Below are 12,338 nucleotides of genomic sequence, written 5' to 3' on the forward strand. Positions count from 1 at the left end.
TAATGTTTATCTAAGGAGAAATAACTTGAAAATTTTAAAATAAACAATTTAATATATATTTTGTATGTATTTAAGTATATAAAATAAAATAATATCCAAACTAATACAAAATAGTGATAATTTTTTTGTACTGGAGGATATTTATGAATTGCAAATGGATATCTAAAATAGATGAAAGAAAAAAATGTCATAGAGAAGCAGATTCTTCTGGATATTGTATTTTTCACAAAGAGAATAAGTCTAGTGAAGATATAAAACTGATGATGGATAATATATATAAAGAAGAAATAAATGAATTTAATGGATTTATATTTGAAAATGAATTTAATGCAGAAGAAATATTAACTTATGACTATAAATTATTAAATTTTTCTGAAACGATATTTAAAAAAGAAGCAAATTTTAGAAAATATCTTTTTAAAAAAAATGTTATTTTTAACTATACAGATTTCAGGGGTCAAGTATCTTTTAATGCTTGTGTATTTTTAGAAAATTGTGATTTTAATAAAACAAAGTTCAATAAGGTATATATAAATGATAAGATATTTGAAAAAGTAAAATTTAAAGGGCCTGATTTAGTAGTTAATAAAGTAGAAAATTTTCCAAGAATGGATGGAATAATTTTTAGTATGTGTACAAAATTTATACTTAAAAATGTGGAGTATGGAAAAAGTGAATGCAAGCATGGAAAAATAAATTATAGAATAGCTAGAAATCAAGCTACAAAAATTGGAGATTATGAGATGATAGGTCCTTACTATTATAAGGAAAGAATTTATAGTAGCAAAATGATAAAACGTTCTGACTATCCAACTCTCAGCAGTTATTTAGTTGAAAAGTTTTTTGACCAAATAGCGCACTATACTACAGGTTATGGAGAAAAACCATGGAATATATTATTTGTGATTATAGCTATAATAAGTAGTTTTGCCTTATTATATCTATTCGTAGGTATAGAAAGTTCAAACAGTACACTTATAACTTTAAATATAAATAACTTAGGTAATTATTCAGCAAGTGAGATTTTTAAAACATATATAGATTTATGGTATTTTAGTATGGCTACATTTAGTACAGTAGGATACGGAGATATGGTTGCTACAAGTTTGATTGGTAAAGCTTTAGCAGGTATAGAAGTATTTTTAGGAGTTACAATAGGAGCAATTTGGGCATCTGTGATTATTAAGAGAATGATAAGATAATATCTGTGTAAATATGGATAGGTATTAATTACTAGATATAAATTGGACTAAAGAGGGAAAATTTAAATATAAATATACTTAATAATCCAAGAAGGTGAAAAAATTGAAAAACGGAATAAAAAAAATTTTAACATTAACTCTAATTCTAGCATTTATAATACCAAATTATTCATATGCTGATGAAAAATCCGTAGACAAATACTCAAAAACATCTATACTTATAGACCAAGAAACAGGTAGAGTCTTGTATGGTAAAGAGCCTGATATGAAGGTACCTTTAGCAAGTTTAAGTAAGATGATGACTTTTTTACTTGCAATAGAGGCTATTGAAAATAAAGAAGTAAAAGAAACTGACACAATAAAGATAGACAAGTCTATTGCTTCAGTGAAAGGTTCAAGCTATAAACTAAAAGTTGGTGAAGAAGTACCACTTATAGAACTTATGAGAGGTCTTATGATTGTATCAGGAAATGATGCAGCAATTGCTATAGCAAAACATATTTGCAAATCTAAAGAGGCATTTGTAGATAGGATGAACAAAAAAGCAAAAGAAATAGGAATGACTAATACTCATTTTTTAAATCCAAATGGTCTTCCAATATATGATTTAAGTAATCCCAAAAAACCAGCAAAAGAAAATATATCTACTGCAAGAGATATATCTATTCTTGGAAAATACATGTTTGACCATTATGAAAAGCAAGTAACAGCTATAACTGATATGGAAACCTATACGAACTCAGATAGAAGCTTTGAAAAAAGCAATACAAATGCATTATTGAGAATTATACCTGAAGTTGATGGTATAAAAACAGGGTACACTGGGAATGCTGGCTATTGTTTATCATTTTCTATGATTGTTAATAAGAATGAGAAAAATGAGAAAAAACGTAGAGTAATAGGCGTTGTATTAGGTGCTAATCATAAAGATAAAAGAATATCCTCTTCTTTGGCTATGTTAAAATATGGAAAAGAGAATTTTAATATGAAAAAAGTAATTGATAAAGATAGCTTTATTGGTAAGAAATATATAAAAGGAATGAAAGAACTAGAGGTTACTTTAAAAGCCAAAAATGAACTTTATACAATATTAAAAAATGATGAAAATATAAAATCTGAAGTAAAAATTAAAAATATGGAGTATCCTGTTAAAAAAGGTGATACTATGGGTACTATAAAATATTACACTAGTTCAGGTGATTTACTTGGAAGTGTAGATATAGTCAGTGATAATAGTGTTGATAATGTACCACTAAAAATAAAATTAAAAATGAAATTTGCAAATTAAATTCAAAAAAATGGTATAAAATATACAAAAAAATATAAAAATAGAAAATATGGAAAAAATATTGTTATTTTTTCACCTCTATGATATACTACTAGAGGTGAAAAAATAAAATAAATCACACACAGCATTGGGATCCTTAAAAGGTGCCTATTACATGGTTTTTTAGGGAGAAGATCAAGCTGGAGGTATAAAACCAGGAGGTAAATATGTCAGTAATATCAATGAAACAATTATTAGAAGCAGGTGTTCACTTCGGTCACCAAACAAGAAGATGGAACCCTAAAATGGCTAAGTATATATTCACAGAAAGAAATGGAATATATATAATCGACTTACAAAAAACAGTTAAAAAAGTTGAAGAAGCTTACAAGTTCACTAAAGAAGTAGCTGAAACAGGAAAGCCAATTTTATTCGTAGGAACTAAGAAACAAGCTCAAGATGCGATAAAAGATGAAGCTGAAAGATGTGGAATGTACTTTGTTAATGAAAGATGGTTAGGTGGAATGTTAACAAACCACAAAACTATAAAAACTAGAATAAATAAATTAAGAGAATTAGAAAAAATGGAAGAAGAAGGCGTATTTAACGTTCTTCCTAAAAAAGAAGTTATAAAATTAAGAGCTGAAAAAGAAAAACTAGAAAAGTACTTAGGTGGAATAAAAGACATGCCTGAATTACCAGGTGCAATGTTCGTAGTTGACCCAAGAAAAGAAAACATAGCTATTCAAGAAGCTCACAGATTAGGTATACCAGTAGTTGGTATAGTTGATACAAACTGTGACCCAGAACAATTAGACTTTGCTATACCAGGAAATGATGATGCAATAAGAGCCGTAAAATTAATAACTGGTGCTATGGCAACAGCTGTAATTGAAGGTAGACAAGGTGCTGAAGAAGAAGTAGCTGAAGACCAAGAATAATAATTTGACAATTAAATGGTAAGGGTCGCCCTTACCATTTATAATATGGAATAGAATAAGTAGGAGGAAACTTAAAAAATGGCTAATATAACTGCTCAAATGGTAAAAGAGTTAAGAGAAAGTACAGGCGCAGGAATGATGGACTGTAAGAAAGCTTTACAAGAAGCTGAAGGAAATATGGAAAAAGCAGTAGATTTATTAAGAGAAAAAGGATTATCAAAAGCTGCTAAAAAAGCTGGTAGAGTTGCTGCTGAAGGTCTAGTTGCAATAGAAATGAACGATGATAATACAGTTGCTTCTATGGTAGAAGTTAACTCAGAAACAGATTTCGTTGCTAAAAATGAAGACTTCAAAGTGTTCGTTAAAGATGCTGCTTGTATGGCATTAGCTACTGATAAAGAAGATATCGCTTCTTTATTAGGTGAAACTCATAGAGAAGGAATAACTTTACAAGAAGTTTTAAATAATAGAGTTGCAAAAATAGGTGAAAAATTAGACTTTAGAAGATTTGCTAAAGTTGTAACTAATGGACAAGTTGCTGGATATATCCACGGTGGTGGAAAAATAGGTGTTCTTGTTGAAATGGAAACAGAAGCTAGAGATGCCAAAGTTTTAGAATTAGGTAAAGATGTAGCTATGCAAGTTGCTGCTATGAATCCTAAATACGTTTCAAGAGATGAAGTAGATGCTGAATACATAGCACATGAAACAGAAGTATTAACTCAACAAGCATTAAATGAAGGAAAGCCAGCTAATATAGTTGAAAAAATGGTTAAAGGAAGATTAGAAAAAGAATTAAAAGAGGTTTGTTTATTAGAGCAAACTTTCGTTAAAAATCCAGATATAACTGTTAAACAATTAGTTGCTGATGTTGCTAAAGCAGTAGGTTCTGATATAAAAGTTGTTAAAGTTGTGAGATTCGAAGTTGGTGAAGGTATACAAAAGAGAGAAGAAAACTTTGCAGAAGAAGTTGCTAAGCAACTTAAGTAATAACCAAAGAGAGAACACGCAGGTGTTCTCTTTTTTAAAAAATAGAAAAAATGGATATGAAGGATTGAAATAGGAGGTTTCTGATGGATAAACCAATGTACAAAAGGGTATTGTTAAAATTAAGTGGAGAAGCATTAGCGGGAGAAAGAGGTTTTGGTATAAATAATGATGTAGTTAATGATATTGCTATTGCTATTAAAAAAATACAAGAAATAGGTGTTGAGGTGGCTGTAGTTGTAGGTGGCGGAAACTTCTGGAGAGGTAGAACTAGCGAAGGAATGGATAGAACTACTGCTGACTATATAGGTATGTTAGCTACAGTTATGAATGCAATGGCATTACAAGATGCACTAGAAAATATAGACGTTGCTACAAGAGTTCAAACTGCTATAGATATGAGACAAATTGCAGAACCATATATAAGAAGAAGAGCAGTTAGACATTTAGAAAAGGAAAGAGTTGTTATATTTGGTGCAGGAACTGGAAACCCTTACTTTACAACAGATACAACTGCTGCTTTACGTGCTGCTGAAATGGAAGCAGAAGTTATTTTGTTAGCTAAAAATGTTGATGCAGTATATGACAAGGATCCAAAAGTACATGCAGATGCTAAGAAATTTACAGAATTAAGCTATATGGAAGTTATACAAAAAGAATTAAAAGTTATGGATTCTACAGCTACATCTTTATGTATGGATAATAAGATTCCAATAAAGGTATTTGAGCTTACAACGGAGAATATAATAAGAGCAGTAAAAGGTGAAAATATAGGAACTACTGTAAAATAATGAAGAATGAAGGAGGAGTAAAATTATGAAACTAGAAATACATAAGCAGTTAGAAGAGAAAATGAATGGGACAATTGATGCTTTAAAGTTCGAATTTGGAACTATAAGAGCAGGAAGAGCCAATGCACAAATGTTAGACAAAATAAGAGTTGATTATTATGGAACTCCAACTCCAATAAATCAAATTGGTGCTATATCTGTACCAGAGCCAAGAATACTAATGATATCTCCTTGGGATAAATCTGCTATGCATGAAATAGAAAAAGCTATAGCTAACTCAGATTTAGGATTGAATCCATCTAATGATGGTGAAGTTATAAGACTTTCTGTACCAGCTTTAACAGAGGAAAGAAGAAAAGAATTAGCTAAAAAGGCCAGTAAAGCTTCAGAAGAATTTAAAGTTAGAATAAGAAATGAAAGAAGAGACGCCAATGAAAAAATTAAGAAAATGGAAAAAGGCGGAGAAATAACAGAAGATGAATTAAAGAAAGCACAAGATGAAGTTCAAAAAATGACTGATAAATTTATAAAAGAAATAGATACATTATTGGCTAAAAAAGAAAAGGATATAATGGAGGTATAATATTGAAAAAATATTATAACCTTTTAGGTCTTCATATAGATGAGGTAAAACAATATTTTGATGAACAAAATCTAGCTTATACCATAAAATCTATTGAAGGTAAAAAGGATAAAGATAAACTTGTAGTTCCTAGAGTTATAAAAATATCTGAGATAGGTGATAGTGTAGAACTAATAATCACATACTTTTCTGACTCCTTAATTTAAGGAGTCAGAACAATATTGGAGGCAAAATATGAATAACAACATCATGTATGACATAGACTTAAATAACATACCTACTCATATTGCTATTATAATGGATGGGAATGGAAGATGGGCAAAATCCAGATTTCTTCCAAGAACTGCAGGACATAAGGCTGGAGTAGAAACTATAAGAGATATAGTTAAAGAATGTTCAAATTTAGGTGTTAAGCACTTGACACTATATGCATTTTCAACAGAAAATTGGAAAAGACCAAAACTTGAAGTTGATACACTTATGAACTTATTATCTACATACTTAAGAAATGAAATAGCTGAACTGCATCAAAATAATGTAAAAGTAACAGCTATAGGAGAGATAAGTGCTTTACCAAAAACTTGTATAAGAGAATTAAATTCAGCTAAGGAAATGACAAAAGACAATACAGGAGTTAACTTAAATTTAGCATTGAACTATGGAAGTAGAGCAGATATAAAAAATGCTCTTATAGATATAGTAAAAAATTGTGAAAGTGGTAAAATAGATATAAACAATATTGATGAAGATATTATAAAAAACTATTTAAGCACAAAGTCTATACCAGATCCAGACTTGGTCATAAGAACAAGTGGGGAACAAAGATTGAGTAACTTTTTACTTTGGGAAGTTGCTTATTCTGAGTTTTACTTTACTGATATACATTGGCCTGATTTCAACAAAGAAGAATTACAAAAGGCTATATATTTATATCAAAAAAGAGATAGAAGATTTGGAGGACTTAAGTAAGGAGATTATTTTATGCTTACAAGAATTATTGCTTCACTAGCTCTGGTTCCATTATTTCTATTTGTTGTATATGGAGGGATTCCTCTTTATATAGCTGAGATGGCAATAGTTTATATTGCATTACATGAATTTTATAAAGCATTTAAAATAAAAGATATACATCCAATATTTATTATAGGGTATATATTTTCTATTTATTTAGCTGTAAAAAATATTTTTAACTTACCATTGGAATATACTTATGCAGTGCTTTTCATTTTATTTTTAGCAAGTATAATTTATATGTTGATGGGCAAAAGCAATGTTATAGATGTTTCGATTACATTTTTAGGAGTTTTTTATATAGGAGTATTTTTAGATTTTATAGTTATAACTATAAATAGCTTTGAAAGAGGGAATATCTATGTATGGCTTATATTTGTAATATCTTTTATGACAGATATATTTGCATATTTTAGTGGCTATTTACTTGGCAAACATAAGTTAATCCCTAAAGTGAGTCCTAAAAAGACTGTAGAAGGAGCTATTGGAGGAATAATAGGAAGTACACTTTGTTGTATTTTATTTGGGTATTTATTTGGTATTGATTTGCTTCAATTGGCTATAATAGGAAGCATAGGAAGTATAATAGCTCAATTAGGAGATTTATTTGCATCCTCAATAAAGAGATATGTAGGGATAAAGGATTATGGAAAGATAATACCTGGTCATGGGGGTATATTAGATAGATTCGATAGTGTTATATTAGTAGCACCTTTTGTATATAATACTATTAAATTTTTTATTAGATAAAGATTGGTTGGTTTTAAAAAGGCAGTCTATAATTGCTAGTAATGAAAATAGCTATGTAACTTTTAAAAAGCAGAAGAATTCTGTGAGTATTTAGTTACATGGCTATTTTCATTTTTTTATAATTTAGAAAATATTGTAAAAAATCTTTTTTTATTTAATAATTTCGACATTTTTAAATATAGTATCTTTTTATAAGCTATATATCTTAATATAACTAATTTATTCTCAATTATAAATTTTATTTTTATGTATAATTAATAAGTCATAAGTATATTATTGATTTTATTTGATAAGTATGGGTATAATTTAAGTAATATATCAAAAAAAAGGAAAATACTTCCAAAATATGATAAAATAAATTCAAATAGTTAAATTCTCAATAAATAATATATTTTACTTGTTTATTGAAATATATTAGGTACTCCATCTTCAACATCATCAAGTTGATGATGTAAATTTAAAGTATACCAGTATAAAAATAGCTTTTGAATTAGGTAAGAATTTATTATATATATAAAAATTTTCATAACTAGAAAATCTTATTGGAATTAAAAAAATAATAGAAAAAAGTTTATTTCAAGAAGTTAAAGCAATTTAGGGGGGATGGATTAATAGGCATGTTAACTAATAATATTATAGACAAATTAACGAATTTAAATGGAAATTACAATTTGAGAATGATGCTTTCAAGTCTAGAAACACAGAAAAAGCCATATGGTATTATGTTTATTGGAATTGATGATTTCGAACAAATTAATAACTTATATTCTTATTCATTTGGAGATAGGGTTTTAAAAAAGTTTTCTAAATCTATTTTACCTTTTTTACCTGAAGATATAAGTTTATATAGATTAGATGGAAATGGTTTTGGAATTTTGTATCCAAATGGAGATTGTTATGAATTAACAAAACTCTTTAATAGGTTTCAAGATATCGCACAATGTATAAAACAGATTAATGGACATGCTATTTCATTTACTATATCAGGAAGTATTTGTTTTTATCCAAAAGATGGTATAGATTGTGATACACTATACCAAAATGCACGTGTTACATTTGAAAAAGCAAAAAAGCAAGGGAAAAAAACACTAATTGTCTATTCAAAAGATGAGTTGACTTTTTCGCAGTATTCTATACAGTTGATAGAGTATCTAAGAGAAAGTGTATTAAATAATTTTAAAGGATTTTATTTAAATTATCAACCACTTATTTTTAACAATAGTAAGAAACTATATGGATGCGAAGTATTGCTTCGTTGGAGAAATCCTAATTTTGAAATGAAACTTGGTCCAACTGAATTTATACCTTTTTTAGAATCTTCTGGGCTTATGGATACAGTTAGTCAATGGGTAATTAAAACAGCTTTAAAGCAATTAAAAGTATGGACAAAATATATGCCAAATTTCAATATGAATATAAATGTGTCATATCAGCAGCTTGAAGACCCTAGCTTCAAGTTTTTTATTTTAGACACTATAAAGCAAGAGGGTATATCTCCATCTCTGATTACATTGGAATTAACAGAAAATAATAACATAAAACAAATAGAAGAAATAAGGAGTTCTTTTGATTTTCTTCGAAGTCAAGGTATTAAGATTACATTCGACAGCTTTGGAGCAAAACATTCATCTTTAGAAATTTTTCGTGAACTAAGTGCTGATTCTTTAAAAATTAATCATACTCTTTTAAACCGTATTACATATGATGTAATAGACCAAAAAATCGTCTCTCAAATTATTAATCTATGTCATAGTATGAATATGTCCGTTTATGTGGAAGGAATTGAAAATAAAGAAACTTTAAAAATAATTGAACAGATGAGACCAGAAATATTGCAAGGATTTTATTATAATGAGCCTATAAACGCAGAGAAGTTTTATGAGCATTACTTTGAAAAGAATATTGAGAGCATTAATTATCAGGAAGATGTTATATCAAAAGAACTTTCTATAGAAAAAGAAAAAAGTATGGTATATTCTGCCTTTACTCCAACACATTCAATGAATATAAAAGAATTGGTTGATAATGCTTATGCAGGCATATTTCAAGTAGGAATGAACCCTGAATTTACTTTTCTTACATGTAATGAAGGCTATAGAAGGATGTTAGGTTATACCATTAAAGAGATGGAAGAAAAATTTAAAAATCAAGCATTAGGATTTGTGCATCCAGATGATATGGAATATGTGAATTATGAAATTAGAAGGCAACTTGGAATTAGCGATATAGTTACAATTGAATTTAGGGTAGTAAAATCTGATGGAACTCCTATATGGATACTTGGAACAGGCAATGTAGTAAAAGGTAAGCAGGGTTCTAAAAGTTTAATTGTAGTCATAATAGAAAATGATAGGCTTAAGAAAAGGTCTTTAGAGATGGAAGAATCCTATTGGAAATACAGAAGAGTTTTAGATAATATTCCTGCTTGTGTAAAATGTATCCATTTTGATGAAAATTTTACTTTAGATTATATTTCTCCTAGCTTTATATCATTGATAGGTTATACAGAAAAAGAAATTAAAAGTAAGTTTGATGGAAAGTATATCAATTTAATTATAGAAGAAGATAGAAGAGTTGTACTTGGAGATATGATAAGCCAAGTTAATTCTGGAGATATAGTTACACTTCATTATCATGTTAGATGTAAAGATAATCGTTTGATTTCTTTAGAAACGATTTCTAGATTATGTGAAAATGATAAAGATGGCAAGAAGTACTTTTATTCAAGTATTGTGGATGTAACAGAGGCAACAGATGTAACTTCTGAAAAAAGTGATAAAAAATCTAATAGACTTGTTAATCGCTATCAAACAGCCTTAAAACAATGGGGAGATATATTATTTGAATATAGTTTTAAGGATGGTACAATAACATTTTCTGATAACTATTATAGTATATTTGAGATAGAACCAAGAGGAACAATTTCTGAACAATTATCAAATATTTATGAAGAAGACCATCAGATTTTACTTGACGCTTTAGAAAATGCACGTATTGGTAATAAGCCAGAAGCAATAGAGATACGTATACGTTCTAAAGATAACGTACATTTATGGTGTTCTATAGTATTTAATGAACCTGATAAGATTGGAGATGCTACTATATCGATACTAGGTAAAATAAGAAATATTGATGAAGAAAAGAGAGAGTATAATAAGTTAATTGAGCAATCTCAAAATGATTTAATGACAGGATTACTAAATAAAAGTACTACTGAGGAAAAGATAAGACACATGTTGCTATCAGTTGATGAAAATAAGAAATATGCATTATTTATGATTGATGTAGATAATTTTAAGGATGTTAATGATACTATGGGGCATGTATTTGGAGATAAAATCTTAATTGAGTTAGCGGAATGTCTAAAAAGTAATTTTAGGAAAACAGATATTGTTGGCCGTGTTGGAGGTGATGAATTTATAGCATTTATGGAGTATAATGGAGATAAAGAAAGCCTACAAAAAAAAGGTCATGATATATTAAAAAGATTAGATACCACGTTTACATATGATAAATTATGTTTTGAAGTAAGTGTAAGTATAGGTATTTCTAGATACCCAGAAGATGGGAAACAGTTTTACGAGTTGTATCATCGTGCAGATAGTGCATTGTATAGAGCAAAAGAAGAAGGTAAAAATACATATTGTATGTTTTCCATCTAAAAATAAAATCAATCAAACACATGTTACTACAAAGCTTTTGTAATCACCTTTACTAAGCGATTAGTTATTTGTAAGTTATATAGATACATTATAATAGAGGTAACTGAAAGTGCTTTTAATGAAATATCAGAGCCAGTTAATTCAATTTTAGAAAAGCTTACTTAAAGAAACCTTTAATTGAGAAAAAGTCTACAAGTATCATTTAGTACATTATTAAAATGTCACATCGTATAGATATGTATGTTGTATGTTAAGGAATTGAAACTAAGAAAGACTTAGATTTTTTAAAGACTATTAAATGTGATGTGGGACAAGAATTTTATTTTTCTAGACCAATAGAAGAAAAAGAATTTTTTAATAAATATGTGACTGAAAAATAATATAAATATTGTAAAAGTGTAATAAGTACATAACATGCTAGAAGAATTAAAAAATTTGTAATTAAAATTAGCAATAGATAAAAAGCATTAGTAATGTAACTAATGCTTTTTCTTATTGGCTTTATTTAGATTAATAATCATAAGAATAAAATGTTCATATAATAATTGAGTTGATTTCAATTTGATTTTATTAATAATGTAATTATGTTATTTGCACAATGTCCAGTATTCATAACCAAAGATACTCTTTCTTTTACAAAGTTGAACTGAGTTATTTTTATTTGTCGAATCATACATGTTATTAGTAACTTTCATTTTTTTTATTTTATTATTTACATTTATTTTAAGATAGTAATCGTTCCCAGAGCGAGAAGGATTTATTTCTTTATCAACAACTGTTACAAATTCAAACTCAGGTTTATCTAATGTTGCTATATAATTTAATGCTGGTGTTGTAGAAAAACTAAGAATAAATGTAGATAAGGTAACCAGTAATACTTTAAGTTTTGTTTCATATCTTTTTTTGATAATTAATACTAAGGCATAAAAAATTAACAACACTATCATGTAAATAGCAGAAAAACTAAATCTTTCGTTATTTGGTGTATTTAGGGTGTTTGTTGATAAAAGTAGAGTTAACATAGATAATGAACATGCTGTTAAAGGAAATGGTATATGATACTTTCTTGATTCTTTTGCTTTAGGTATTTCTAGTAGCATTTTAGGATATAGCCATAAATACATCATCCAACTGAATAGTAATA

The 12,338-nt window shown here is 28.0% G+C and carries 11 protein-coding genes; 10 read left to right on the forward strand and 1 reads right to left on the reverse strand.

The features are described 5' to 3' along the window. The first annotated feature begins 143 nt into the window (after positions 1-143). From JJC01_08980 to JJC01_09025, 10 genes are all read left to right on the forward strand, one after another. On the forward strand, positions 144-1,202 hold the full coding sequence (locus JJC01_08980) for a potassium channel family protein (GenBank protein ID UDN59975.1): 1,059 nt from the start codon (positions 144-146) through the stop codon (positions 1,200-1,202). 103 nt (positions 1,203-1,305) lie between these two features. After that, positions 1,306-2,490: a D-alanyl-D-alanine carboxypeptidase gene (locus tag JJC01_08985; GenBank protein UDN59976.1), complete on the forward strand. Its 1,185-nt coding sequence runs from the start codon at positions 1,306-1,308 to the stop codon at positions 2,488-2,490. Positions 2,491-2,696: 206 nt separating this feature from the next. Beyond that, positions 2,697-3,410 carry a 30S ribosomal protein S2 gene (rpsB, locus tag JJC01_08990; protein ID UDN59977.1) on the forward strand — a complete coding sequence of 238 codons (714 nt, stop codon included), beginning with the start codon at positions 2,697-2,699 and terminating at the stop codon, positions 3,408-3,410. Positions 3,411-3,488: 78 nt separating this feature from the next. Then, entirely contained in the window at positions 3,489-4,400 is a 912-nt protein-coding gene (locus JJC01_08995) for an elongation factor Ts (protein ID UDN59978.1), read from the forward strand. Positions 4,401-4,483: 83 nt separating this feature from the next. Continuing rightward, entirely contained in the window at positions 4,484-5,188 is a 705-nt protein-coding gene (locus tag JJC01_09000; GenBank protein UDN59979.1) for a UMP kinase, read from the forward strand. Positions 5,189-5,213: 25 nt separating this feature from the next. After that, a complete protein-coding gene (gene frr, locus JJC01_09005) occupies positions 5,214-5,771 on the forward strand; it encodes a ribosome recycling factor (GenBank protein UDN59980.1) in 558 nt (185 codons plus the stop codon). 2 nt (positions 5,772-5,773) lie between these two features. Then, positions 5,774-5,977, forward strand: coding sequence for a hypothetical protein (locus JJC01_09010; protein ID UDN59981.1), 204 nt, complete (start codon positions 5,774-5,776; stop codon positions 5,975-5,977). Between the two features lie 28 nt (positions 5,978-6,005). Continuing rightward, on the forward strand, positions 6,006-6,740 hold the full coding sequence (locus tag JJC01_09015; protein ID UDN59982.1) for an isoprenyl transferase: 735 nt from the start codon (positions 6,006-6,008) through the stop codon (positions 6,738-6,740). Positions 6,741-6,752: 12 nt separating this feature from the next. Then, complete coding sequence (locus JJC01_09020) at positions 6,753-7,532, forward strand: phosphatidate cytidylyltransferase (GenBank protein ID UDN59983.1); 780 nt, start codon at positions 6,753-6,755, stop codon at positions 7,530-7,532. Positions 7,533-8,149: 617 nt separating this feature from the next. Next, the gene (locus JJC01_09025) at positions 8,150-11,194 is read left to right on the forward strand and encodes a diguanylate cyclase (GenBank protein UDN59984.1); all 3,045 of its coding nucleotides are present in this window, start codon (positions 8,150-8,152) and stop codon (positions 11,192-11,194) included. 587 nt (positions 11,195-11,781) lie between these two features. Here the strand turns inward: JJC01_09025 and JJC01_09030 are convergent. Further along, the gene (locus tag JJC01_09030; protein ID UDN59985.1) at positions 11,782-12,318 is read right to left on the reverse strand and encodes a hypothetical protein; all 537 of its coding nucleotides are present in this window, start codon (positions 12,316-12,318) and stop codon (positions 11,782-11,784) included. Positions 12,319-12,338: the final 20 nt, after the last annotated feature.

Source organism: Clostridioides sp. ES-S-0010-02 (assembly GCA_020641055.1).
Lineage (GTDB): Bacteria > Bacillota > Clostridia > Peptostreptococcales > Peptostreptococcaceae > Clostridioides.